Annotated in this window: 22 protein-coding genes; 14 read left to right on the forward strand and 8 right to left on the reverse strand. The window is 68.0% G+C overall.

Going from position 1 to position 25,406, the window contains the following annotated elements; translation table 11 throughout:
- Positions 1-41: 41 nt before the first annotated feature.
- Genes VGK20_06620 through VGK20_06645 form a run of 6 tightly spaced genes read right to left on the reverse strand, consistent with a single transcriptional unit; the run spans position 42 to position 5,741 of the window.
- On the reverse strand, positions 42-1,364 hold the full coding sequence (locus VGK20_06620) for a beta-ketoacyl-[acyl-carrier-protein] synthase family protein (GenBank protein HEY2773707.1): 1,323 nt from the start codon (positions 1,362-1,364) through the stop codon (positions 42-44).
- Positions 1,361-1,942 (reverse strand): hydroxymyristoyl-ACP dehydratase, encoded by a 582-nt coding sequence (locus VGK20_06625; GenBank protein HEY2773708.1) that lies wholly within the window; start codon positions 1,940-1,942, stop codon positions 1,361-1,363. The genes VGK20_06620 and VGK20_06625 overlap by 4 nt, the downstream gene beginning before the upstream one ends.
- On the reverse strand, positions 1,932-2,726 hold the full coding sequence (locus VGK20_06630; protein HEY2773709.1) for a 3-oxoacyl-ACP reductase family protein: 795 nt from the start codon (positions 2,724-2,726) through the stop codon (positions 1,932-1,934). The genes VGK20_06625 and VGK20_06630 overlap by 11 nt, the downstream gene beginning before the upstream one ends.
- Complete coding sequence (locus VGK20_06635; protein ID HEY2773710.1) at positions 2,723-3,742, reverse strand: ketoacyl-ACP synthase III; 1,020 nt, start codon at positions 3,740-3,742, stop codon at positions 2,723-2,725. The genes VGK20_06630 and VGK20_06635 overlap by 4 nt, the downstream gene beginning before the upstream one ends.
- A complete protein-coding gene (locus VGK20_06640; GenBank protein HEY2773711.1) occupies positions 3,742-4,749 on the reverse strand; it encodes an SDR family oxidoreductase in 1,008 nt (335 codons plus the stop codon). The genes VGK20_06635 and VGK20_06640 overlap by 1 nt, the downstream gene beginning before the upstream one ends.
- A 17-nt stretch (positions 4,750-4,766) precedes the next feature.
- Complete coding sequence (locus VGK20_06645) at positions 4,767-5,741, reverse strand: ACP S-malonyltransferase (protein HEY2773712.1); 975 nt, start codon at positions 5,739-5,741, stop codon at positions 4,767-4,769.
- 100 nt (positions 5,742-5,841) lie between these two features.
- On the opposite strand from VGK20_06645, the gene VGK20_06650 reads away from it, so the two are divergent.
- The 12 genes from VGK20_06650 (at position 5,842) to VGK20_06705 (ending at position 20,661) form a co-directional block, all read left to right on the forward strand.
- Entirely contained in the window at positions 5,842-6,444 is a 603-nt protein-coding gene (locus VGK20_06650) for a TetR/AcrR family transcriptional regulator (GenBank protein HEY2773713.1), read from the forward strand.
- Positions 6,445-6,659: 215 nt separating this feature from the next.
- Positions 6,660-8,210, forward strand: coding sequence for a carboxyl transferase domain-containing protein (locus VGK20_06655; GenBank protein ID HEY2773714.1), 1,551 nt, complete (start codon positions 6,660-6,662; stop codon positions 8,208-8,210).
- A 30-nt stretch (positions 8,211-8,240) separates the two neighbouring features.
- Positions 8,241-8,432: a hypothetical protein gene (locus VGK20_06660; protein HEY2773715.1), complete on the forward strand. Its 192-nt coding sequence runs from the start codon at positions 8,241-8,243 to the stop codon at positions 8,430-8,432.
- Between the two features lie 19 nt (positions 8,433-8,451).
- On the forward strand, positions 8,452-8,949 hold the full coding sequence (locus tag VGK20_06665; GenBank protein HEY2773716.1) for a biotin/lipoyl-containing protein: 498 nt from the start codon (positions 8,452-8,454) through the stop codon (positions 8,947-8,949).
- 90 nt (positions 8,950-9,039) lie between these two features.
- Positions 9,040-10,692, forward strand: a complete 1,653-nt coding sequence (locus VGK20_06670) for a methylmalonyl-CoA mutase family protein (protein ID HEY2773717.1) — start codon at positions 9,040-9,042, stop codon at positions 10,690-10,692.
- Positions 10,693-10,967: 275 nt separating this feature from the next.
- Entirely contained in the window at positions 10,968-13,094 is a 2,127-nt protein-coding gene (locus VGK20_06675) for an RNB domain-containing ribonuclease (GenBank protein ID HEY2773718.1), read from the forward strand.
- A gap of 172 nt (positions 13,095-13,266) precedes the next feature.
- Positions 13,267-13,995, forward strand: a complete 729-nt coding sequence (locus VGK20_06680) for a DUF1566 domain-containing protein (GenBank protein ID HEY2773719.1) — start codon at positions 13,267-13,269, stop codon at positions 13,993-13,995.
- Between the two features lie 249 nt (positions 13,996-14,244).
- Positions 14,245-15,927 (forward strand): choice-of-anchor tandem repeat NxxGxxAF-containing protein, encoded by a 1,683-nt coding sequence (locus VGK20_06685; protein HEY2773720.1) that lies wholly within the window; start codon positions 14,245-14,247, stop codon positions 15,925-15,927.
- A gap of 240 nt (positions 15,928-16,167) precedes the next feature.
- On the forward strand, positions 16,168-17,586 hold the full coding sequence (locus VGK20_06690) for a trypsin-like peptidase domain-containing protein (protein ID HEY2773721.1): 1,419 nt from the start codon (positions 16,168-16,170) through the stop codon (positions 17,584-17,586).
- Positions 17,587-17,591: 5 nt separating this feature from the next.
- A complete protein-coding gene (gene lepB / locus VGK20_06695; GenBank protein ID HEY2773722.1) occupies positions 17,592-18,329 on the forward strand; it encodes a signal peptidase I in 738 nt (245 codons plus the stop codon).
- A 32-nt stretch (positions 18,330-18,361) separates the two neighbouring features.
- Positions 18,362-20,008, forward strand: coding sequence for a murein biosynthesis integral membrane protein MurJ (murJ, locus tag VGK20_06700; GenBank protein HEY2773723.1), 1,647 nt, complete (start codon positions 18,362-18,364; stop codon positions 20,006-20,008).
- A gap of 20 nt (positions 20,009-20,028) precedes the next feature.
- Positions 20,029-20,661, forward strand: coding sequence for a hypothetical protein (locus VGK20_06705; GenBank protein HEY2773724.1), 633 nt, complete (start codon positions 20,029-20,031; stop codon positions 20,659-20,661).
- 33 nt (positions 20,662-20,694) lie between these two features.
- Here VGK20_06705 and VGK20_06710 read toward each other — a convergent pair whose 3' ends face one another.
- Together VGK20_06710 and VGK20_06715 are read right to left on the reverse strand one after the other, a co-directional pair.
- Positions 20,695-20,937, reverse strand: a complete 243-nt coding sequence (locus tag VGK20_06710) for a hypothetical protein (GenBank protein HEY2773725.1) — start codon at positions 20,935-20,937, stop codon at positions 20,695-20,697.
- 113 nt (positions 20,938-21,050) lie between these two features.
- Positions 21,051-22,220: a hypothetical protein gene (locus VGK20_06715; GenBank protein HEY2773726.1), complete on the reverse strand. Its 1,170-nt coding sequence runs from the start codon at positions 22,218-22,220 to the stop codon at positions 21,051-21,053.
- A 49-nt stretch (positions 22,221-22,269) separates the two neighbouring features.
- Here VGK20_06715 and sppA point away from each other — a divergent pair, with 49 nt between their 5' ends.
- Both sppA and VGK20_06725 read left to right on the forward strand, forming a co-directional pair.
- On the forward strand, positions 22,270-23,979 hold the full coding sequence (gene sppA, locus VGK20_06720; GenBank protein ID HEY2773727.1) for a signal peptide peptidase SppA: 1,710 nt from the start codon (positions 22,270-22,272) through the stop codon (positions 23,977-23,979).
- Between the two features lie 93 nt (positions 23,980-24,072).
- Positions 24,073-25,398, forward strand: a complete 1,326-nt coding sequence (locus VGK20_06725) for an aminopeptidase P N-terminal domain-containing protein (protein ID HEY2773728.1) — start codon at positions 24,073-24,075, stop codon at positions 25,396-25,398.
- Positions 25,399-25,406 lie beyond the last annotated feature (8 nt).

Below are 25,406 nucleotides of genomic sequence, written 5' to 3' on the forward strand. Positions count from 1 at the left end.
TTCGAGCTCGGACATGTGTGGTTCTCCTGTGAGTAGTGGGGTCAGGCACCAGCGCGCATCGAGCGAGCGCCTGCACCCGAATGATGCGCGCTGGTGCCTGACCCCATAAGCAGGCAGGCGTTGACGTCGCCGAAGCCGAAGCTGGCCTTGGCGATGATCTCGAGCTGCGGCATCGCCAGCGTGCGGTGAACGACGCAGCCGGCGTAGTCTTCGATGTCGGGATGAAGGTCTTCGCAGTTGCGCGAGCCGTGCACGAACCCGCCTTCGAGCATCGCCACCGCCGCCACCGTCTCGATGCCGCCGGCCGCACCGAGAGTGTGGCCGATCAGCGACTTGGTCGACGTGATCATCGGAAGACGCCTGCCGCGGCCGAGAGCCTCGGCCCAGTTCGCGATCTCGAGCGGGTCGGCCATCGTCGCAGTGAGGTGCCCGCTGACGGCATCGATGGCATCGGGATCGACGCCGGCGTCCGCGAGCGCGGCGCGGATGCAGCGCTGCACGCCGCGCGGATTCGGCGCCGTCATCGAGCCGCCGGCTCTCTGGCCTCCGCAGTTGACCGCGCCGCCAAGCACTTCGGCGTGAATCCTCGCGCCGCGCTCGAGCGCGCTGTCCAGCGATTCGAGCACGAGGATTCCCGCGCCGGCGGCGGGGACGAACCCGCCTGCCGCCGCGCTCATCGGCCGCGACGCCGCCTGTGGATCGTCGTTCCATGCACGCGCGAGCACGCGCATCGAATCGAAACCGGCCCAGATGTGCGGGCTGGCCGCCTCGGAACCGCCGACCAGCATGCGTTTTGCCCTGCCCGAACGGATCCGGTCGAGACCCTGCAGCACCGATTCGGTTCCGGTCGAGCACGCGCTGCTGTTGGTCGTCACCTGGTTGCCGAGCCCGAACATCCCGGCGATTTTCGCGCTGACGTTGCTGGTCATCACGCGCTCGACGCACGTGGATCCGAGGCGGCGCACCTTGCCGGCCTGGATCATCGGAACGACGAATTCTGCGACCGTGTCGATGCCGCCGATGCCGGTGCCGATCACCGCGCCGCAGTCCCAGTCGATCGCGTCCTCGTCGTCGCGAGGATCCGGAAGACCGGCGTCCCGCCACGCTTCGTCGGCAGCCAGAGCGGCATAGACCATGTTCTGGTTCATCGCGGCCAGCTCGGCCTCGCCGAAGCGAGCTCGCGCGCGCTCGTCGACGCCTTCGGGCACGCCGGAAACGGTGCAGGCAAACCCCATGTCGCGAAGGCGCGCATCGTTCCTCAGGCCCGAACGCCCCTCGCGAAGCGCTTCGGCGAACGCGCCGACGCCGACCGCGTTCGGCGCGACGACGCCCATGCCGGTGACGACGACGCGCACCCGGCTCATGACGACAGCCTCATGCCCGACATGGTCGCGCGGCAGACTTCGCGGCCGTCCTGCGCCGTCATCACCACGCCGGCGCGCAGCTTTCCGCGGCGCAGCCACAGCTTTTGCGAGCGGACGGTGACGGTCTGGCCGGGACGAACGACGCCGCAGAACTCCGCCTCGACGTCGGTGAACAGCAGGCGCGCCGCGCCGCCGCCAGCAGAGGCGCCGAACAGGCGAATGCCGAGACAGACGACGCCGATCTGCGCCATCGTCTCGACGAGGATCACGCCGGGAGTCACCGGATCGCCGGGAAAATGCCCGCGGTAGAACCACTCGTCCTCGCGGTAACGGTACGTACCGACGACGTGGTCGTCGTCGAGCTCGACGATCTCGTCGATGAAACGGAACGGCGGCGCCTGCGGCACCAGCGCGAGCACGTCGGCCGCCGACAGCGATCCCATCGTCGCCGCGGCCTCCGGCAGCATTGCACCGCCTCCGGCACTCGACAGCGACATGCTGCCGCCGGCACCTGTCGGCGTCATGCTGCCGGCAACACCCGGCAGCGGCACGCTGCCGGCAATTGATTCAGCCGCCATACATGCCTCCGTTGACGTGCACGACGCTGCCGGTCATGTAACCGGCGCGCGATGCGAGGAAGGAAACGACGTCGGCCACTTCGTCGGCGCTGCCGAGGCGCCCGAGCGGCACGCGCGCAAGGATCGCGCCGCGGATCTCGCCGGACAGCGACGACGTCATGTCGGTGTCGATGAAGCCGGGCGCTACCGAATTGACGAGAATGCCGTAGCAGGCTGCCTCCTGCGCCAGCGACAACGTCATGGCGTCCAGCGCAGCTTTTGCCATCGAGTACGAGGTCTGCCCCGCATTCCCCGTGTGCCCGACGACACTCGATACGTTGATCACCCGGCCGCGACCGGCCTTGTACATGAAGCGGCGCAGGACGAGCCGCGTCAGGTACCAGGTGCCGCGGGTCAGCGCGTGCACGCGATCGTAGTCCTCGAGCTTCATCGCGACCATCGGCGCGTCGGCAGTGATGCCGGCGTTGTTGACGAGCACGTCGATGCGGCCGGCTTTTTCCTTCAGCTCGGCGATGAGCGCGTCGATTTCGGAGCTCGAGGCCAGGTCGGCCCGCACGAGCACGGCGTCCTCGAGCGTCGCCATCAGCTCCCGGGCCCGCGTTTCGCTGCGATTGCAGTGCAGTACGACGCGAAAGCCGTCGGCGGCAAGCGCTTGTGCGCACGCGCGGCCGATGCCGGTGCCCGCGCCCGTGACGAGCGCGACTTTGCGAACCGCAGGCACATCGGCGTCGTTCGCTGCCGGCGTCGCGGCAGCGACGATACCGTCCTTGTCGAGCAGCTTCACTGCGCGGCCTGCGCGAACTGGAGAAGAGTGGCCGACCACGTAAGACCCGCGCCGACTCCGATCAGCGCGACGCGCTCGCCGGCCCCGAACGAACGCCAGTGCTCCGATAGCACCGAGGCCGATCCGGCGCTGGCGGTATTGCCGAAGCGGTCGACGTTGAAGTGATGATGCTCTGCCGCGATTCCGCAGCTTCGCGCGACGTTCTCCAGCATCAGCAGGTTGGCCTGGTGACCGATGTAGTGCATCGCTTCGCCCGTGGTCGAGCCGTTGCCGGCGTCGCCTCCGGTGCGCGTGTTCAGGTCCTTCCACAGCCGCACGCTGGTGCGGATGGCGAACGACTGCACGACGCTTCCGTGCTGCGCGAAGTAATCGGCCCACGGCACGACGACGCTGGCGTACCCCGAGGGCCGCGAATCGAGCGACGTCGAAACGATGCGCGCACCGGGCCGCGCCGGATCGCGCGAGACGACGGCGGCCGCGGCGGCATCGCCCCACAGCACGGCGGCCGTGCGGTCAGCGTAGTCCACGGTACGGGTGACCGTCTCGGGCGCGACGACGAGCACGTGTTCGGGAAGCGCATCGTCGCGCATGCCCGCCAGAAGATGCAGTGCCGCGCCGAAACTCGTGCAGGCCGAGCGCACGTCGATGGCAGGCACTTCGATGCCCAGCTCGGCGGCGACGATGCACGCTTCGGCCGGCGTCACGTGGTCGGGTGCGCTGCCGACGCCGATGACGAGCCCCACGCCTGCGGCGTCGATCCCCGCATTGACCAGCGCCATGCGTGCGGCGCGCGCCGCCAGCACCGCATTGCTCTCGAGCGTCGCCTCGCGCGCTGCCCGGATGTCGGCGTTGCGCGTCGTGCGGATATAGTCGAGGTCGAGCACCGTGCGGCGAGAGCGGATGCCGGTGCGCTCGAGAATCCAGGCCTCGTCGGTGCCGATGTCGAGATCCTCGAGGAAGCGGTTGCTGATCTCGGACGCCGGATGCGCGTGGCCCATGCCGCAGACGGTCAGCATCAGGCGCAGGCTCCGCGGGAGATGTGCTCGCCGCCGTCGACGCGAAGGATCGATCCGTTGATCCAGCGCGCTTCGTCGGTGCACAGCAGATAGACCGCGTCGGCGACGTCCTGCGGCGTCGTCAGGCGGCCAAGGGGGTTTCTCAGCATCGCGTCCGCTTTCATCGCTGCGATGCCGGGAATGAGCGCGGACGCGGGAGTCTCGGTGATCCCCGCCTGCACGATGTTCGACCGGATTCCCCACGGCGCCAGCTCGAGCGCGATCTGGCGCGAGACGGCTTCGAGCGCGGCCTTTGCGGCACTGACGGCACCGTAGCCGCGCCACGCGATCGTGTTGCCTTCGCTCGTCAGCGCGAGCACTCGCGCATCGGGCGCGAACAGCGCACGCTCGTGCACGTCCCGCACCCACGTGTACAGGCTCGTGCCCATGTTGTGGACCGTCGATGCGAAATCCTCGTCGTCGGCGATGCGCTTGCCGTAGTCGGCCGGCGTCGCCAGCGCGTGCAGCATTGCGCAGCCGCCCGCGAAACTCTGGTCGACTGCCTTTGCCAGTGCGTCGCCGTCGATGCCGAGGGCGCACGCGAGATCGTCCAGCGCACGGCGCCGGTGATTCGCGACCGTTCCGTCGCCCGGAAGCGACAACGGCTTCAGGTTGCCGAGCGCGATCGAATGCAGCAGCACGCGGATGCGGCCGCGTCCCTGCAGGCGCGCAGCCGCTTCGTCGAGCACGCGCGAGCGCCCCTCGGCACTCAGAGCATCGACGTTGAGGGTGACGAGAGCCGGCGCATCGGCGGCAAGCCTCTCGAAATCCTTCTCGATGCGCGCCATCGCCGCACGGCGGTCGCGATGCACGACGACGAGCGACATGCCGGCGGCCGCAAGACGCCGCGCAGAGGCCAGACCGATTCCGCTCGAACCGCCGAGCACGAGACCCCAGCAGTCCGCCGCAAAAACCCGCGGCACCGCCTCAGCTGCGCCTGCACTGTCGATCGAAGCTGCGCTCGTCATCGGCGCCACCTTGCCCGCTACGCGGCGAGCTGCTCGAGACTGCGGACCGCGACGACCGACGAGATCTCGGGACCGTGCTCGAGGCTGAGGAACATCGGCCGCAGCGGCTTGCCCGGTCCGACCTCGATGACGCGGGAGCAGCGTGACGCGATCGCGCGCATGTTGTCCCTCCACCGCACGGGCGAAGAGATCTGCGCGACCAGCGCCCGTATGAGGGCGTACGCGTCGCCGTCGTGGAAGCCTCCGCTGGTGTTGGACGTGACCAGCGTCGCGCGGCACGCATCGATACGCGGCAGTACGTCACGCAGGCACTGGCCGAAGTATTCCTCGATGCCGCTCATCATCGGGCTGTGAAACGGCGCGCTCACCGCGAGCTCGACCGCGCGCAGCGGTTGGCGGTGCAGCTCGAGAATGCTGGCGACCGCATCGGAGAGCGCCGCGCTCGCGCCCGACAGGACGATCTGAGAGTCCGAGTTGTCGTTGGCGATCCAGACGCGGGTGCCGGCCAGCACGCGCGCGACCAGCTCTCGATCGATTGGCGAGCCGACCAGCGCCGTCATGCCGCCGCTGCCGGCGGGGACCGCCTCCTGCATCAGGCGACCCCTTTGCCGGACCAGCCGCACGGCGTCGGCCAGCGGCAGCACCCCGGCAGCCACCAGTGCGGTATACTCGCCGAGGCTGTGGCCGCCGTAGCAGTCGGGCACGAGGTCGAAGCGCTCGCCGAGCACGCGGAGCATCGCGATCTCGACCGTGAGGATGGCCGGCTGCGCAAACTCGGTGCTTTGCAGGCGCGGATCCTCGCCGAAGCACAGGGTGCGCAAATCGAGCGAAATCGCGTCGCCGGCCTCTTCAAAGGTGCGCCGTGCAGCTATGGAACTGTCGTGAAAATCGCGACCCATCCCCGGGCGCTGGCAACCCTGGCCCGGAAAGACTAGGGCGGCGTGCACCGGCCGGCGGGTACGGCGGGCAGGTTCAGCGGGGTTCTGGAACATGACCGCGGTACAGTACCACCGTCGACATTGCGCGTCAAATATTTTACAAACTGAATAAAAACAGGTAGTTACAGTATAGACCGAAGTACAGAGCACCCCGATGCCACTGCAACCCAAAGGAAGCACCAAGCCTCCCGCGCGCGGCGCCGCCACCCGCGCGAAGATCCGCGATGCGGCCAATGCCCTGTTCATCCGCCAGGGCTTCGAGGCCACGACGGTCGACGAGATCGTCGCCCAGGCCGGCGTGGCCAAGGGTACGTTCTACGCGCACTTCGACAGCAAGGAGGAGCTGCTGCTCGAGTACGTCTCGACGCGCATCACGAGGGCCGAGGCCCAGCTTCCGCTGCTCGTGGCAGAGCCGAACTTCGAGGCTGCGCTCGCCCGTGTCGTTGCGATCAGCCTTCGCGGCAAGCTGTGGTGGAACCGTGACGTCGCGCGCCTTGCGATCGAGACGATCACTGCAAGATCGGCCGACTACGAGGAGGTGGTGCGCGGCCTCGTCAAGCCTCTCGTCGAGATCGGGCAGGCCCGCGGCCAGGTCCGCACCGACATCGCACCCGAGATCCTCGCGCGCTTCATCGTGCGGGTGCTTCTCGGAGTGGTGCTCGACTGGACCGAAAGCGGCATCGGAGGCACTCGCGACCAGGCTCTCGATTCCGCGCTGGTCCTGGTGATGTCGGCTTCGCGGCCTGCGCCCGGCTGAGAGGTTGCAGGAAAACGGCCGACTGCGACGTCGAAGTCCCGGAAACCGGGCGCCTTGAGTTTTTGGCGGACCCTGTGTACGCAGCGGCCTGCCTCGGTGTCCGACTCCGGACCAGCAGCGGCGCCCGCCGCGTGCCGGTAACCCGGCTTCGCCGCCTGAATCGGCACCCGGGCACGGAGCGCGACGCGCGCTACCCACAAAACGCGATACCAGCGATGGCCCTCAAAGACGTTCTCCACGAGTTGCAGACCCGCAACGCCCAGGCCGAGGCCGGCGGCGGCAAGGAACGCATCGCCGCGCGCCATGAAAAAGGCCTGCTCGGCGCCCGCGAGCGCATCGACCTGCTGTTCGACAGCGGCACCTTCGTCGAAGTCGACAAGCTGAAGACCCACCGCTGCAACGACTTCGGGATGGACAAGCAGCGCATCCCGGGCGACGGCATCGTCACCGGCTACGGCAGCGTCGACGGCCGCACGGTGTTCGCGTTCGCCCAGGACTTCACGGTGCTCGGCGGAAGCCTTTCGCACGCGTTCGCCGAGAAGATCTGCAAGATCATGGGGCTGGCGATGAAAGCCGGCGCACCTGTGGTCGGCCTCAACGATTCGGGCGGCGCACGCATCCAGGAAGGCGTCGAGAGCCTCGGCGGCTATTCCGACATCTTCTGCATGAACACGCTGGCATCCGGCGTGGTGCCGCAGATCTCGGCGATCATGGGACCTTGCGCCGGCGGCGCGTCCTACTCTCCTGCGCTGACCGACTTCATCCTGATGGTCGACCAGAAGAGCTACATGTTCATCACCGGCCCCGACGTCATCAAGTCGGTGACGCGCGAAGTGGTCACGCAGGAAGACCTCGGCGGCGCGTTCACGCACAACAGCAAGAGCGGCGTCGCGCACTTCATGGCCGAGAGCGACGAGGACTGCGTTGCCAAGGTGCGCCGCCTGCTGAGCTACCTGCCGTCGAACAACGTCGACGATCCTCCGGTGCTGGCCTGCGACGATCCGGTCGACCGCCTGACGCCCGAGCTCGACGACGTCGTACCCGACAGCTCGAACCAGCCCTACGACATCCACGCCATCATCGAAGCGACGGTCGACTCCGGGAGCTTCTTCGAGGTGCACGAGCACTTCGCGAAGAACGCGGTGGTCGGCTTCGCCCGAATCGGCGGCCGCTCGATCGGCGTCGTCGCCAACCAGCCGCTGCACCTGGCCGGCTGTCTCGATTCGAACTCGTCGAACAAGATCGCCCGCTTCGTGCGCTTCTGCGACTGCTTCAACATCCCTGTCGTCACGTTCGAGGACGTGCCCGGCTTCCTTCCCGGCACCGCGCAGGAGTGGGGCGGGATCATCCGCCACGGCGCGAAGATCGTTTACGCCTACGCCGAAGCGACCGTCCCGAAGATCACCATCATCACGCGCAAGGCTTACGGCGGGGCGTACGCCGTCATGGGGCCGCGCCACGTGCGCGCCGACGTCGTGCTCGCGTACCCGTCGGCCGAGATCGCCGTGATGGGCGCCGACGGCGCCGTCAACATCATCTTCCGCGGCGAGCTGAAGAACGCCGACGACGCCGAAGCACGCCGCAAGGAGCTCGTCGCGGACTACCGCGGCCGCTTCGCGACGCCGTTCAAGGCAGCCGAGCTCGGCTACATCGACGAAGTGATCTCGCCGTCGCACACCCGGCTTCGCATCGGCCAGGCCCTGGCGATGCTCGCGCACAAGAAAGATACCAACCCGCCGAAGAAGCACGGCAACATCCCGCTGTGACGACGATGCGCTGCAACAGGACACACCGCCGTGGTCGATGAATTCCGCACCGTGCCGCCCGGAGTGGGCGGCCTCGGGGGAAGGCCCGACCTCCTGCGCGTCGCGCTGGCAGCGTATGCCGCCCACATGCAGCAGCGCGCGCGCGTGCGCATCCCGCGCGCACAGACACCGTGGGGACTTTCAGCGCGCATCGCATCGATCCAGAGGATGGGCACGCGCTGACGCGCGGCCGGAAACGGAAATGGCCACCTACAAGGTCAAGGCGTACGGCAAGGAATACACGGTCGAGGTCATCGAGCAGGCCTCGGGCGCCCGCATCATCGTCGAAGGCTACAGCTTCGAGGTAGAGCAGGCTTCGCCGGGCTCGGTGCCGGGCCACACGGCCGCACGCGCGGCGGCAAGAACCGCTGCGCCGGCGCCTGCAGCAGCACCGGCACCGGTCGCTGCGCCGCCGAAGAAAGCGGCCGCGCCCAAGGCAAAAGCCGCGGCGCCTGCTGCACCTGCAAAATCCGCCGCGCCCACCGGTCGCGGCGCCGTCCTCGCACCGATTCCGGGCGTGATCACCAAAGTCTGCGTCACCGAAGGCGAGGAAGTCCGCGCCGGTCAGACCGTCGTCAAGCTCGAAGCGATGAAGATGGAGAACGACATCACCGCGCTGGTGGCCGGCACCGTCAAAGAGGTTGCCGTCACCGAGGGCGCGGAAGTTTCCGACGGCCAGCTGCTCGTCCTCGTGGTGTGAGGGAAAGCCGCGAGCTGGCGAGCGGCTTGCCCATCCAGACGCCGCTCTTGAATACTCAACCGGCCGCAACCGGAGGCTGGGAACAACACAATGGCAAGCTTCGACCAGGAACTGTCGCGCTGGACCACCAAGGTGCTCGAGCCCGCGCGCGCGAAATCCGACGAGCGGCGCAAGAGCTTCGAGACGCTGTCCAGCATTCCCGTCGCGCCCCTGTACGGCCCTTCGAGCGGAGACTATCCGGGCGGGCTCGGCATGCCGGCCGAGTACCCGTTCACGCGCGGCGTGCAGCCGAACATGTACCGCGGCCGCTTCTGGACGATGCGCCAGTACGCAGGCTTCGGCACCGCCGAGGAATCCAACCGCCGCTACCGTTTCCTGCTCGGCCAGGGCACGACGGGCCTGTCGGTCGCGTTCGACCTTCCAACCCAGATGGGACGCGACAGCGATCATCCGCTGGCCGAAGGCGAAGTCGGCAAGGTCGGCGTCGCGATCGATTCGCTGGCCGACATGGAGACGCTGTTCGACGGCATCCCGCTCGACAAGGTCACGACGTCGATGACGATCAACGCCACCGCGTCGGTCCTGCTCGCGTTCTACCTGGCCCTTGCCGAGAAGCAGGGCGTTTCGTGGGACAAGGTCGGCGGCACGATCCAGAACGACGTTCTCAAGGAATACATCGCGCGCGGCACCTACATCTACCCGCCGAAAGCGTCGATGCGCGTCATCACCGACATCTTCGCGTTCTGCAGCGAGAAGGTGCCGCAGTGGAACACGATCTCCATCAGCGGCTACCACATGCGCGAGGCCGGGTGCACGGCAGTGCAGGAAGTGGCCTTCACGCTTGCCGACGGAATCGCCTACGTGGAGGCGGCGCGTGATGCGGGCCTCGACATCGAGCAGTTCGCGGGCCGGCTCTCGTTCTTCTTCAACTGCCACAACAACTTCTTCGAGGAAGTGGCCAAGTTCCGCGCAGCGCGCCGATTGTGGGCGCGCACGATGAAGGAACGATTCGGCGCGAAGAAGGACCGCAACATGATGCTGCGCTTTCACACGCAGACGGCCGGTTCTTCGCTGACGGCGCAGCAGCCGCTGACCAACGTCGTGCGTACGACGCTGCAGGCCCTGGCCGCCGTCTGTGGCGGCACCCAGTCGCTGCACACCAACGGCTACGACGAGGCGCTGAGCCTGCCGACCGAGGTCGCGGCCACCACCGCGCTTCGCACCCAGCAGGTGATCGCCTTCGAGTCGGGTGCTGCCGACACCGTCGATCCGCTCGGCGGCTCCTGGTACGTCGAGGCCCTCACCGACGAGATCGAAAAGCGCGCGAGCGAATACATCGCCAACATCGACAAGCTCGGCGGCTCGGTGGCAGCCATCGTCACCGGCTTCCAGCAGCGCGAGATCCAGCAGGCCGCCTACACGCACCAGCAGGCCGTCGAGTCGGGCGACCGCGTCATCGTCGGCGTGAACAAGTTCACCAGCAAGGAAACGATGACGATCGACATCCTTCGCCTCGACCCGATGATCGAGAAGCGCCAGAAGGAAAAGCTGGCCAAGGTACGCGCCGGCCGCGACAACGCCGCGGTCAAGGCCGCGCTGGCCGAAGTCCGCCGTCGTGCTTCCGGCACGGACAACCTGATGCCGGCAATCATCGACGCCGTGCGCCTTTACGCGACGCTCGGAGAAATCTCCGACGCGATGCGGTCGGCCTTCGGCGAGTTCGACGCGCCGGTCTTCATCTGAGCAGGAAGAAGCCTTCGCGCCGCCACGCCGAGCGCGGCGGCGAGCGCAAGCACAAGAAACGCCGCGACCGCGGCGCTGGGCCTGCGGCGCATCCTCGGGGCGCTGCGCCTGCGGCGCATCTTCCTGGCGCTGCGCCTGCGGCGGGCTCCGATTCGGGCGCGACCATCGTTCGCGATGCGCTCGCGTCTCGTCTTCTCGACCTGCTCGCCGCATCCAAGCGACCGACCTCGACCGCCGACCAGCTCGAGCACGCCACCGGTGCGCCGCTGGCCGACGTGTGGTCCTCGCTCGAGTCGCTCGAGGACGAAGGCACCGTCGTGCGCATGCCTCGCGGGCGCTGGGCACTGGCCGAGCGATCGGGCCTGCTGACCGGCCGCATCAAGGTGGAGCGCTCGGGGCGGGCGCTGGTGATCCTCGACGTGCCCGACGCACCGCTCATCGTCGAGCGCGGCGCGCTGCGGCCGGCCATGGACGGCGACCGCGTTCTCGTCGAGCCCGTTCGCTACGCGCGCGGGGGACTGCACCACGCGAAGATCCGGCGCGTGCTCGAGCGCGCGCGCCGCACCATCGTCGCCGTTGCCTCGCCGATCGCACGCACGCGGCTGCTTGCGCTGGACGATCGCATCGGCCCTTACGTCATTGTCCTCGCCGACGACAGCGATCCGGCGCCGCCGGGAATGGCCGTCGCCGCAACCATCGTCGAATATCCGTCGTCGCATCGTGACCTCACGGTGCGCGTCGAGCGTGTTCTCGGCGAGATCGGCAGGCTCGCGACCGAGATCCGCAGCGTCTGCGTGCTGCGCGGGATCGACGAGGACTTTCCGGAGCAGGCCGAAGCCGAAGCGAATGCGTTTGGCGAGCCTTCTGCCGAGGACTTGCACGGGCGCGAGGATCTTCGCGAGGAGCTGACCGTCACCGTCGATCCGGTCGATGCAAAGGACCACGACGATGCGGTCTCGATCGTACGCATGGCGACAGGTTGGCGCCTCGTCGTCTCGATCGCCGACGTCTCGCACTACGTCGTGCCCGGGACTGCGCTGGACGGCGCGGCCTACGATCGCTCGACCAGCGTCTACTTTCCGGGTCGCTCGGTACCGATGCTGCCCGAAAAGCTTTCCGGCGGTCTTGCAAGCCTTCATCCCGGCGTAGACCGGCTGGCGGTCTCGGTATTCCTCGAGATCGATTCGAGCGGAGACGTACGAAACACGTCGTTCGCCCGCTCGGCGATCCACAGCTTCGCATCGCTGACGTACGAGCAGGTGCAGGCCGTGCTCGACGACGAAGGGTTCGCGCCGGCGAGCACGGACGAGAAAACCGAATCCGCGGCCGATGCAGCGCCGGCGGTCCTGGAAGAGGCAGAGGCCGACACCGATGCCGAGGCTCCGGCCGGCGGGACTTTGCAGGAGCCCTCGCGCGCCTCGTCACGGAATGCCGCCGAGGACCCGGCGCGCATCGCCGCCAACGTGCGCACAAGCCTGGTCGAGATGGCCCGCTGCGCCGATGCCCTGCACCGGCGCCGCATGCAGCGCGGCGCCATCGACATGGATCTTCCCGAAGCGGTCGTCGTTCTCGACGAAGCCGGCGATGTCTCGGCCATCCGGCGCCGCCCGCGACGATTCGCTCACCGTCTCGTCGAGGAATTCATGCTGGCCGCCAACGAGGCAGTAGCCGGGAAGATCGACGCGTCCGACGTTCCGTTCCTCTATCGCATTCACGAAAGGCCCGACGACGACGCGCTGGTGCAGCTTGCGACGCGGGCGCGAGCGCTCGGCCTGAGGCTGCGGCATGACGGCGGCGTGGTCGCGCCGGCGGTGTTCCAGAAGCTGCTCGCCGACGCCGCGGGTCGCCCGGAGGCCCGGCAGATCAACAACATGGTGCTGAGGACGATGACGCGGGCGCGCTACTCGGCCGAGAAGGAAATCCATTTCGGCCTCGCCAGCCGCTGCTACACGCACTTCACGTCGCCGATCCGCCGCTATCCCGACATCATCGCGCACCGCGCGCTGCTGGCCACCCTTGGCCAGAACGGGCAGGCGCGTTCGCGCGAGGCGTTGCGACCCGAGGCGGCCCACACGTCCGAACGCGAACGGCGCGCGATGGATGCCGAGCGCGACGTCGTCGCGGCGGCCGGCTGCCTGTTCATGACGAGCTACGTCGGCAAGCGCCTTGCCGGCACCGTCAGCGGCGTCGACCGCTTCGGTTTCTGGGTCGAGCTGGACGTCGCTTTCGTCGAGGGCTTCGTCCACGTCGGGAAGCTTCGCGAGTACTTCGACTGGGTGCCGGAGAAAATGGAGCTCCAGAGCCGCGTGTCCGCGGCAGTGATTCACATCGGGCAAAGCATGAGGGTCCGGGTGGTTTCCGTAGACCTCGCGTCTCGGCGAATCGAGCTCGAGCCGGCCTGAGACGGCGCCCGGCGCCGGGCCTTCCAGCCGTGGCGCGCGGCCGGTCTGGGCTCATCTTGCGCGGGGGATTAGGATCCGGGCCGGAGTCGGCCGCCCGACCTGCACGGGGCCCGACGGGAGCAGCGGGCCAGCGGTCGCCATCGCTGCCGAAGACGATGCAGGGAGCTCTCCGATGCGAAATTTCCTTGCAACCGTGATGGTGGTCGCCATCGCCCTCGCGGCGAAGAGCACCACCGCCGCAGCGGTCTGCGGCGACGTAAACGACAACGGTAAAGTCACGAGCGCCGACGCGCTGGCCGTGCTGAGGAAAGCAGTCGGCCAATCGGTCGAGCTGATCTGCGCCCAGTCCTCGACGCCGGCCCAAACCGGCGAAACGGTCTCGCATGGGCCCGGATCCGACGGCAACGTCCAGGCGGGGACGCCGCGGCAGTTCACCGACAACGGCGACGGCACGGTCACCGACGACGCCACCGGGCTGATGTGGGAGAAGAAGGACCGCTCCGGCGGGCTTCACGACGTCGAGAACACCTACTCGTTCTCGGCCACGGGCACCGACATGGACGGAACGCTCGCGACCGATTTCCTCGCCGGCATCAATGCCGGCGGCGGCTTTGCGGGTCACACCGACTGGCGCATCCCGAACGTCGTGGAGCTCGAGACGATCAAGAACTTCGGGGACGGATTCAACGCATCGACGTTCGCCGAGTTCGACTCGGACTGCGCGGCGTCCTGCACGGTGGCAGACTGCAGCTGCACGCGGCTGGACTCGTACTGGTCGTCGACCACGCACGCGAACAATCCCATCGAAGGCTGGATCGTCGGCTTCAACGGTCCGGGGACGGACCCGGCGGGGAAGATCGGAAGCTTCAAGCCCGTACGTGCGGTTCGCAACGCCAACTGAGGCAAGGACGACTCGGCAACGATTGGGACTTCTGAGGTTGCCGGCGATGGCGCCGGCCAAAATCGGCAGCGATGGCGTGAGCCCCGGCGCGAGCGTATGGTAGGTCCCGCTGCCAACCGTATGCCGTTGCCGTTCGGCGGCGCCGCAACGAATACCGCGTCGTCGCTCGTCCCTCTGGTCGCCCGAGTCTCGGCACACTACCACGTGAACGGCAGACCGCCCGCAAGAAGCGCGCGGAGGAGTCCCGTCATGTGCCGAACGCTCTCGTTGCTGCTGCTGGCCTCACTCGTACTCGGCCTTTCCCCGGTGCCGGCCACCGCCGAATTCACGGTCGTCGCGGTCGGCGGCGACGTTCCGCCGCGCGGAACCGGTGCGTTCGCCGAGGAACTCGGCACGCCCGTCCTCGACGACCATGACGAGGCCGCCTTCCCGAGCAACCTGCGCGACAACGGTTTCATCTCCGGCGGCGGCATCTTCCGCAGCAACGGCACGGCCGGCGACCTGACGACGATCATGCTCAACGGCGATCCGCTGCCCGATCTCAACGGCAACCTCAATCAGGCCGTCCAGGCGGACATCCATCTCGTCGACACCAAGGACCAGGTCGCCGCGAAAGTCGGGCTCGCGGGCACGCTGGGCGGCCAGCTCGACAACACGGCGATCTACCTCGACGACGGCAGCGGCCTCGTCCAGCTCGTGCGAACCAACGATCTCGTGCCTGGCGGTGTCGGTCGCTTCGCAGTGTTCTCCGACATCTCGACGAACGACGCCGGGCAGGTGGCCTTCCTTGGAAGCCTGCGTGACACCACCGATGCGCAGGGGCTCTACCGCGCCGACAAGAGCGGGGTCACGCAGATCGTACGCGTCCACAGCCCGGCGCCCGGCAGCGCGTTCACGTTGGATCTCCTTGGCACCGGGCCTCTCAACTCCTCCGGACAGATGTTGTTCTCCGGACTCGACAACTCCGACCAGACCAACAACGGCCTGTTTCGCGGCGACGGCGTCTCGACTGTCGCCATCGCCTTGTTTGGCGGCGCGACACCGGACGGCAACGGCACGTATTTCGTGCCGGCGACGTCAGGCGCGATCAACGACGCCGGCCAGGTGGCCTTCGTCGACACCGATCTGCAGAACACGCAGCAGGGCGCCCTCGACAACGCCGGTGTATTTCGCAGCGACGGCACGACTGCGGTGACGATCGCGCGCAAGGGCGATCTCGCGCCCGACCAGAACGGCCGCTATCTGCAGTTCGTCCCCGTGCCGCTCATCAACGCGTCCGGGCAGGTGCTGTTCCAGACCAGCATCAGCGGCGGCAGCAACGGTTCCAACGACGGCCTGTTTCTCGCCGACGGCAGCAGCGCCAGCGTGGTCGCACGCATCAACGAGGACGCGCCAGGCGGAGGACGCTTCTCGTTCCTCGGTCCCCACGCACTCAACGACAACGGACAGGTCGCGTTCTTCGCGCAAATCGATCTGCAGGACGGCGGCGGCATCGACGACACGTCGGGACTCTTCCTGTACGACCCGCTCAAGGGCCTGGTCGCGGTGGCGCGCAACGGCCAACAGCTCGCCAACCTCGGTCCGATCTCGGCGATCAATTTCGCCGGCACGCTCACTGCTGCCACGACCACCGAAGACGGTTTCAACCAGGCCGGGCACGTCGCGTTCCGCTGCTTCGCGGGAGAGAGCGTCGCGGTCGCGATCTGGTCGCCATCCCCGCCCCCGGTATGCGGCGAACCCGTGACGACCGGAGGATCGCCGAAGGCGTCCGACTGCCTGTTCATCCTGAAGGTCGCCGTCGGCAGCGAGACCTGCACGCCGGAAGACTGCGTCTGCAACGTCAACGGCGACAACCATACGACTGCCACCGATGCGCTGCTGTGCCTGAAGAAAGCCGTCGGCCAGGACGTTACGCTGAACTGTCCCTGCTGAGCCGGACCGTCCGACCCGCAGGTTTCCATCGTGAGCGGGCAAACTTCGCAGGAGCGCTGGTCACGACGGTTTGCCCAGGAACCCGGTGCCAAATATTTCGAGGATCGTGACTCGCCAAGGGAAAATACCCACGAAGCAAACCGGAACGGCCCCCGGCCTCGCGCCCGAGTTCCACCCAGCGGGCGTCTCCATCGAGAGATCCATCGAGAGATCCTGCGAGAGATCCTGCGAGAGATCCTGATGCGACCGAGTGCCGCACTGTCGTTGCTCTTTGTCGCCACGGTCCTTCAGCCCCTCCCCGCAGTTGCCGGAGGCCAGGCCGAAGTCACCGACGACCTTCGCCGCTCCGTCGTCGTGCGCACGGTGGAACAGGTCGCGCCGGCCGTCGTCGCCGTCTACACGGAGCGCACCGTCGCCGAATCGTCGCCGTTTCGCTCCAACGGCAGCGGCGACCCGATGCTCGACCAGTTCTTTGCGCCGTTTCTCGGGCAGCAGCAGCAGCGGCGTGGCGCCCCGCAGACTCACAAGGAGCGCGTGTCGATGGGCTCCGGCGTCGTCGTCGACGCATCGGGCGTCGTCATTACCAACCAGCACGTGATCGTCGGCGGCGACACGATCCGCGTCCAGCTCGCCGACAACCGCGAGTTCGAGGCCAAGCTGATCGGCGGCGATTCCGATTTCGATCTTGCGGTGCTCAAGCTGCAGACGACGTCGACGTTCCCGTTCATCCCGATCGGCAACGACGACTCCATCCTCATCGGCGAGACGGTCATCGCGATCGGCAACCCGTACGGTCTCGACCATACCGTGACGACCGGAGTGGTCAGCGCGCTCGGCCGCACGCTGCAGACCGACGACGCGCTCTACCAGGACATCGTGCAGACCGACGCATCGATCAATCCCGGCAATTCCGGGGGTCCGCTGCTCGACATTCGCGGGCGCCTGATCGGCATCAACACCGCGATCCACCGCGACGCGCAGGGAATCGGCTTTGCGATCCCGATCTGGAGAGTGCGAAACGTCGTCGACCAGATCCTCGCCCACGGCTCGGTGCTGCCGACGTGGATCGGCATCGACGTGCAGGACCTGACGAGCGAGCTCGCGGCCCATTTCAAGGTACGAGCCGGAAGCGGCGTGCTCGTGCGCGGCATCGAGCCCGACAGTCCCGCGTCCCGCGCCGACATTCACACCGGCGACATCATCACGCGCGTGCAGGGCGAGCCCCTCGGCAATACGGCCCAGTACGAGCGCCACGCGCGCGCGCTGGCCTCCGGTGAGACGCTGCGTCTCGGCATCGTCGACCAGTCGGGCGGCGAAAAGCAGGTCACCGTCGAGATCGCATCGCTGCCGACCGACGTCGTCGACCGTTTCGCGTGGGACAACGTCGGCGTGCAGGTGGTCACCGACGGCGACAACGTCACGGTGAAAAGCGTCCGGCGCGGCAGCGCGGCCGAGAAAATCGGCTTTGCGACGGGCGACGTGCTGGCCGCGATCGGCGGCCGCGAAATCAACACGGTCGACGGGTTCCGCCGCGAAATCGGCGCGGCACGCGGCAGCAGCAGCCTGCTCGTGTCGGTGGTCCGGGGGCGCCGTCTCTATCGCGTCGTCGTGCCGCTCGCGCGCAGCGGCCGGGCCGGGAGGAACCAGGACAGCCAGTGAACGCCGTGGATCCAGGCTCGTCGCCGCTCGGCGAACCTTCCGCTTCGCGGCCGCCTCGCGCGAGCGGAGGCTCCCTGCTCGGCCGGCTGACGACCAACGTCCCGTTCGCGCTCGTCCTCGTCGTCATTGTCGCGTTCCGCTTCGGGCTCGTGCAGACACTGCGCGTCTCGTCGATCAACATGGCGCCGACTCTGGCCGTCGAGGATCGCGTGGTGGTTCGGGGTTACGGAGCCGATCCCGTGTGCGGAGACGTCGTCGTCTACCGCTCGCCGCTGGATCCGGATGTCCAGCAGGTGGGCCGCATCATCGCGACGGCCGGCCAGACCGTCGAGATGGACGGGAGCGGGGTTCGCATCGACGGGCATCCGGCGACAATTCCGCTTCCCGCGGTTTCGGGCGGGAACGACAGAGCGACGCCGGCCGCCGCCGGCGCGCAGCCGTGCAGCGCCGACGAGTGCGACGGCGACGAGGCGGCAGCCGCTTCGGTGATCGGCGCCGAGGAGGTCGGGGACCACCTCTACTTCACGCGCAAGGCCGGCGCGCTCTCGGCCCTGTACTTTGCTGCCCGGCAGGTGCCCGCGGAGCACGTTTTCGTGCTCAACGACAACCGGGTCGACGAGCGCGACTCGCGCATCCTCGGTGCAATTCCGCTGACGGCCATCGTCGGCGTGGCCTCTTTCGTCTACTATGCGAGCGACGAGACGGGGATCCGCTGGGACCGCATGAACCGGCGCGTGTCCTGATCCGGCTTTTCCGTCCGCCGGCAAAAGACACGATGAGCGAGCTCCAGGGCGAAATGGCTGCCGACGGCGCCGCGCTCGCGGCCGCCGGAGGCGACGCCGGCGCCGCCGCTGCGTCGAGCTCCGCCGGACACGCTTTCCTCGTCGCATCGGGAATCCTGCTGTCGCGCATCGCAGGACTGGTTCGCCAGCGGGTATTCGCACACTACTTCGGCCAGTCCGACGCCGGCGACGCGTTCAACGCCGCGTTTCGCATCCCCAACTTCCTGCAGAACCTGTTCGGCGAAGGAGTGCTGTCGGCTTCGTTCATCCCGGTCTACTCGAAGCTTCTGGCCCGCGGCGACGAGGTCGAGGCGCGACGCGTCGCCGGCGTGGTTGCCACGCTGCTCGCGCTGGTCACGTCGGTGCTCGTGCTGGCCGGAATGCTGGCCACGCCGGTGCTCGTCGACGTCATTGCGCCCGGGTTCTCCGGCCCCAAGCGCGAGCTCACCGTGAGGATGGTCCGCATCATCTTCCCAGGCACGGGGCTGCTCGTATTGTCGGCGTGGTGCCTCGGAATCCTCAACAGCCATCGCCGCTTCTTCCTTTCGTACACGGCGCCGGTGCTGTGGAGCGTCGCGATGATCTTCGCGATGCTGATGTTCGGCGGCTTCGTGCGCACCCAGGATCTGGCGGTGTTGCTGGCCTGGGCTTCGGTAGGCGGCGCGGCGCTGCAGTTCCTCGTGCAGATCCCGGTCGTGCGCCGCCTCGCGCGCGGAGTGCGGCCTTCGCTGGATTTGCGCTCCGCAGCCGCCCGCACGGTGGTGCGCACGTTCGGGCCCGTGTTCGTCGGGCGCGGCGTCGTGCAGATCAGCGGCTACGTCGATTCGGTGCTCGCGAGCTTTTTGCCGGTCGGATCGGTGACCGCGCTCGCCAATGCGCAGACGCTGTACCTGCTTCCGGTCAGCCTGTTCGGGATGGCAGTTTCGGCGGCGGAGCTTCCCGCGATGTCGAGCCTCGTCGGAGGCCGCGCGGAAGTCGCAAAAGCGCTCTGCGGCCGCCTCGATGCCGGGCTTTCGCGCGTCGCGTTCTTCATCGTTCCCTCGGCAATGGCGTTCCTCGCCGTCGGCGACGTGATCGCGGCGGCGCTGTTCCAGACCGGTCGCTTCTCGGCAGAGGACGCGACGTGGGTCTGGGGCATCCTTGCGGGATCAGCCGTAGGATTGGTCGCGACGACGCTCGGGCGTCTCTACGCTTCGGCGTTCTACGCGCTGCACGACACGAGAACCCCGCTTCGCTTCGCGACGCTTCGCGTGCTGCTGACGATCGGGCTCGGCTGGTTCGCCTCCCTGCACCTGCCGTCGATGATCGGGATCGATGCCAAGTGGGGCGTTGCCATGCTCACGGCGTCAGCCGGCGTCGCCGGATGGGTGGAGTTCGTGCTGCTTCGACGCACGCTGCACCGGCGCATCGGACGAACGGGCATTGCGCCGCTGCATCTTGCGACGCTCTGGGGCGGTGCGCTCGTCGGTGCCTTGCTCGCGCTGGTCGCGCGGCATCTGGCGCCGCTGGATTCGCATCCGGTGATCCGCGCGGCGGTCGTGCTTCTGCCTTACGGAGCCGGCTATCTCGGCGTCACTGCCGCAGCCGGAATCGGCGAAGCTCGCTCCCTGTTCGCGCGCATCCTGTCGCGCGCGCGTTGAAGAGGAATTGAGGACGATCGATGTTCGCCGGGCACTACACCTCAGCCTTCGTCGCCAAATCGGCGTCCCCGCGCACACCACTCTGGATCCTGCTCGTTGCCGCGCAATTCGTCGATTTCCTGTGGGTATTCGCGATTCTTTCCGGCGTCGAGCAGGCCAGGCTCGACGCGTCGCTCGCTTCGAATCCGCTCGTTCTCTCCTACATGCCGTGGACTCACAGCCTCGTCGCGAGCCTCGTGTGGTCGGCCGTCGCATTCCTGCTCGCGCGACGCTTGCTCGCGCTTGCGACGGGCGAATCCGTGCTCGTCGCGGCGGTCGTGCTGTCGCACTGGTTCCTCGACCTCGTCGTGCACCGGCCCGACCTGACGATTGCCGGCGGCGACTACAAGCTCGGCTTCGCGCTGTGGAATCATCCGATCGCGGCTTGGCTGCTGGAAGTGGCCCTGGTGATCGCGAGCATCGCGATGGCGATGCGTGCGGCTACTTCGGATGCCTCGCAGCGGCGGCGCTGGCTGTGGCTCGGTGGCGCCCTCGTCGTGCTGCAGACGGCCACGTCGTTCGGGCCGCTGCCGGCGTCGATCACCGCGCTCGGTGTGTCGACGCTGACGATCTATGTGGCGGTCGCGTACGCGGGATACCGCGTCGAGGCGTGAACGCCGCGCGTCAACCGCGCCGGGCTGCGCCGGTCACCGGGTGAGTCCGGTCATCACGACGGAAGCGACCTCGGCGAACAGCTCCTGCGCGGCCGAGCGAAGGTCCTTGTCCTTCTGCTCGAGCTTGGAGACGAGCTTGCCGAGCACCGTGAAGTAGAGCTCGAGCTCGTGTTTGCCGACTTCGGGAAGGCGCTCGTTCATCAGCTCGACGAACGTCTCGTGGACGTCGGCGATCTGTTCGAGAAGAGCTTCCTTGATTTCGTCGCTGTCGCTCATCGCGCTCCTGGGGCCACTCGCCGCGCGTGGCCCGTGACCATATTCGTGACCAATGCCACGCCCCGCCCCGACTGGCAACGAGGGTTGGAGAAGCCCGGGACCGGCACGCAGGGCTATGCCAGGCGCGCGATCAGCTCGTCGAGGTCGCGCAGCCCGAGCACGAAGCTGCGCGGACGCGCCAGGGCCCTTGCCAGCGCCTTGCGGATGTTCGCGGGCCGCAGCGGCTCGTCTTCGCACTCGCACGCGATGTCGTCGATCGTGTGGAACGGTGCGATCAAGTCGCCGGTGATCGCCAGGCCGGTGATGCGGTCGCCCCGCCTGCCGGCCGAGCACTCCACCATTCCGAGCATCGAGACCGTCGCCGCGGTGGCGGCGCCGTCGGGGGCCGGTCCGATTTCGCGCACGAATGCGGCCGCCGCTTCCGCGCTGGCCATCGTCACGTCGGCAGGTCCGTTCGAATTCCACTCGCCGACCGGGCGCGCCTCGCAGCCGAACGTCGATGCCGAAAGTGTCACGAGGCGCCGCGCCCATTCCTCGTTGCTGCGCCGCGCGACGTTGTGCTGCTCGAGTGACGTCGCGCCCGCGAGCGCAGCGCGATCCGTTCCGGCCACCGCGTCCGGATCCGAGCGGTCGAGTAGCGCGGCAAGACCGGCGAACGAAGGCTCCTCTGCAACGTGCATTTCGACGACGCAGGTGCCGTCCCGCGACACGGTGAACGACGCGTGCGCGATCGCCCGTCCCGCCATCGTCACCAGGTCGCGCCCCGGATAGACGACGTCGAGTCCGTCGGCGCGCAGCAGCGCCAGAAGGGGCCTCAGCGCGCGATTGAGCACCTGCTCGGGCTTCAGTGAGGCCGCGCCGGGGTCCAGCCAGTCGACGACGGGAACCACCAGCGTGATGCAGACGACAGCGGGACCGACCGGAACGATGCGACCGCCGCAGAGGCGCCGTGAAACACCGTCGTCGCCCGCAGCAGTACCCGTTCCAGCGGAGGCGAAGCCCGAGGCGGAGCCGGATGTGGAGCCCGAGGCGGAGCCGGAGGCGGAGCCGGACGTGGAGCCCGAGGCGGAGCCGGATATGGAGGAAGCACCGCCGGCCGCGCCGACCCGGTGAAACCGTCCGAACGAAAGCCCTTCGGTTTGGCGGCGCCAGACGCGCATGCGCGCAACCTGCTCGTCGGCGACGCGCAGCATCGCAAGAGCGTCGCGCGCGAACGTGGTTGCCGCGTCTTCGCCCTCGGCGAACTCGACCTCGACCAGCCGCACCGCACGAGTAGCCGCCATCGGCGGGGGACCGTTGCGCGAACCTGTCAAAATGCCAAGCTGAATCGCGATGATGCAGCTTTGGAAATGGATCGTGCGCATCGCGACGCTGGCCAGCATCGCGTGGGCGGCCTGGTACTGGGTGCACGGCCCGACCATCGAGCAGGGCAGCTACCTCGTGCTCGACCTATCCGGCAGCTTCTCGGAGGCGCGGCCGAACGGCCTGGTCGGGCGTCTCTTTCATCAGGGACATTCGCTCGGTGAAGTGACCGAGGCGCTGCGCAAGGTGCGCCACGACGGCCGCATCGCCGGCGTCGTCGCCCGCACGGGCAAGCTCGACTGCGGCTGGGCCCAGGCCGAAGAGATTCGTTCGGCGCTTGCCGAGGTCAAGGCGGCCGGCAAGCGCGTCGTCGCCGAGCTGGACGTCGAGCTGGCTCCCGCATCGAAGGAGATTTTCGTCGCATCGGCCGCCGACACCGTCTACGTGACGCCGGCCGCCGCACCCCTGTTGATCGGCCTTTCGGCCCACTCGGTGTTCCTCGGCGGCCTGTGGCCGAAAATCGACGTCGCGATGCAGGTCGAGCAGGTCGGAGAATACAAGAGCGCCGGCGACGAGCTCGCGCGCGAGTCGATGTCGCCGGCCCAGCGCGAGATGCTCGACGCGATTCTCGACGACGTGAGCGCGCGCTTCGTGCGCACCGTCTCGTCTGCGCGCAACATCGCTGCAGCCGACCTGCAGAAGGCGATCGACCGCGGCGTTTCACGACCGCGCCAGCTCGTCGAGACCGGCGTCGCCAACGGCGTGCGCAGCCACCAGGAAGTGCTCGTCGAGCTCGGCGGCAAAAACGCAGCACCGACGGTCGACGAGCAGGTGTACTCGAGGGTGCGCGCAGCTTCGCTCGGGATCGACGACGGTCCCGTCGTCGCGATCGTTCATGCCGTCGGAACGGTGCAGACCGGCAAGAGCCCGCCCGGTGGCGGAAGTTTCGGCTCCGATTCGATCGCGGCTGCACTTGCGGAAGCCGCCGGAGACAAGGGCGTCAGCGCGATCGTGCTGCGCGTCGCATCGCCCGGAGGATCGCCGGCCGCGTCCGACGAGATCTGGCTGGCGATTCGCGAAGCCGCAAAGAAAAAGCCCGTCGTCGCTTCGCTCGGCGATGTCGCTGCGTCGGGAGGCTACTACCTCGCGTCGGCGGCCGACCGCATCGTCGCGGCTCCCGGCACGCTCACCGGCTCGATCGGCGTCGTCTTCTTCAAGCCGGACGTCAGCGCCCTGCTCAGTCGCATCGGCGTGCACACCGCGACGCTGCAGCGCGGCCGCTTTTCGAGCATGTTCGACCTCGACCGCAGCCTCGACGCCGAAGAGCTGTCGATGGTGCGCAGCCAGATCGCCGACGTCTATCAGCTTTTCCTCGAGCGCGTCGCGACCGGCCGCAAGAAGAAGGTGGAGGAGATCGACCGCATCGGCGCCGGCAGGGTCTGGACCGGCCAGCAGGCGTTCGAAAGAGGACTCGTCGACGAGGTCGGCACCATGGAGGACGCGGTGCGGGCAGCCGCCAACGCGGCCGGGATCCACGACATCGACAAGGTGCAGCTCGTGCACTACCCGAAGGGCGACACCCTGGTCGAGCAGATGGCCGAGCTCGGCGCCGGCGCCTCCGCAGCGATGGCTCCGCCGCTGGTCACGCGAATCCAGGCCCTGCTCGGCGACAGCGCCTCGCTGCTTACGCTGGAGCCCGGCGTCGCAGTCGTGGCAGACTCGGTGCCGATGATCGACTAGGATGGAATGGGGTCAGTCCCCATTCCACCGCTGTCATGGGGACTGCCCCCATAACATTACAGGAATGGGGACAAACCCCATGAGGGAATGACGATGACTCTTCATGGACCGGCACCATCTGCCTTCGCCGAGCGGCGCGCCGCCGTGCGCGCCGCATTGAAGGGTGCCGTGCTCTTCCTTCCCGAGACGCCGGAGGCGGTCTACGCCAACGACGTCCACTACAGCTACCGCCCCGACACCAACGCGCGCTACCTCAGCGGCTTCGAGGAGCCTTGCGCTCTGATCCTGACGAGCCACGGCAAGGAAGACGACGGCTTCACGATGTGCGTGCGCCCGCGCGACGACAAGTCGGAGACGTGGACCGGCCGCCGCGCCGGCCTCGAAGGCGCGAGAGAGACTTACGGGGCCGACCACGCCGTGACGCTCGACGAGGCTTTCGACGTCCTGCTGCAGCACCTTCGCCGCGCCGACCGCCTCTACTACGCGCACAGTCGCGATCCCCTCGTGAACCAGCGCATCCTCGACCTCGTGCACGAAGCCAACTCCGAAAGGCCGCGCCGCGGCGGCGATCCGCTCGTCGTCAGCGAAGCGGCGCCGCTGCTGGCGGATTTCCGGCTGCGCAAGCGGCCCGAGGAGATCGACCGGCTTCGCGAAGCGGCGCGCGTCAGCGCGGCGGCGCACACGCGGCTGATGGAGACGATCCGTCCCGGCCAGAACGAGTACCAGGCCCAGGCCCTGCTCGAGTTCGAGTTTCGCAACGGCGGCTGCACGGGTCCGGCCTACGGCAGCATCTGCGCCGGCGGCGCCGGCGCCACGGTGCTGCACTACACGACCAACGACCGCGAGCTGGTCGACGGCGAGCTGATGCTCGTCGATGCGGCGGGCGAGTACGGCGGATACTGCGCCGACATCACGCGGACCTTCCCGGTCGGTCGCAAGTTCACGAGCGGCCAGGCGGCGCTCTACGACATCGTGCTGGCTTCACAGAAAGCGGCGATCGAGGCCGTACGGCCCGGAGTGCGCATCGACGAAGTGCACCGCATCGCGATTCGCGAGCTGGTCGAAGGAATGCTCGGGCTCGAGCTGCTGACCGGCACCGTCGACGAATGCATGGAGCGCAACGCGTATGCGCTCTACTACATGCACAACACGAGCCACTGGCTCGGCATGGACGTTCACGACGCGGGGAGCTACCGCGTGGGCGGCGACTCGCGCGTGCTCGAGCCGGGCATGGTGCTGACGGTGGAGCCCGGCATCTACCTGCGCACCGACGCGCCGGTGGACGAAAAGCTGCGCGGCATCGGCATCCGCATCGAGGACGACGTGCTCGTCACCGAATCCGGCCGCGAAGTGCTGACCGACGATGTCCCCAAGGACCGCCGCGAGCTGGAAAAGCTGAGAAAGCGCGCGCTCGGCTGAAACCCGTA

This window comes from Candidatus Binatia bacterium (genome assembly GCA_036493895.1).
GTDB lineage: Bacteria > Desulfobacterota > Binatia > UBA1149 > CAITLU01 > DATNBU01.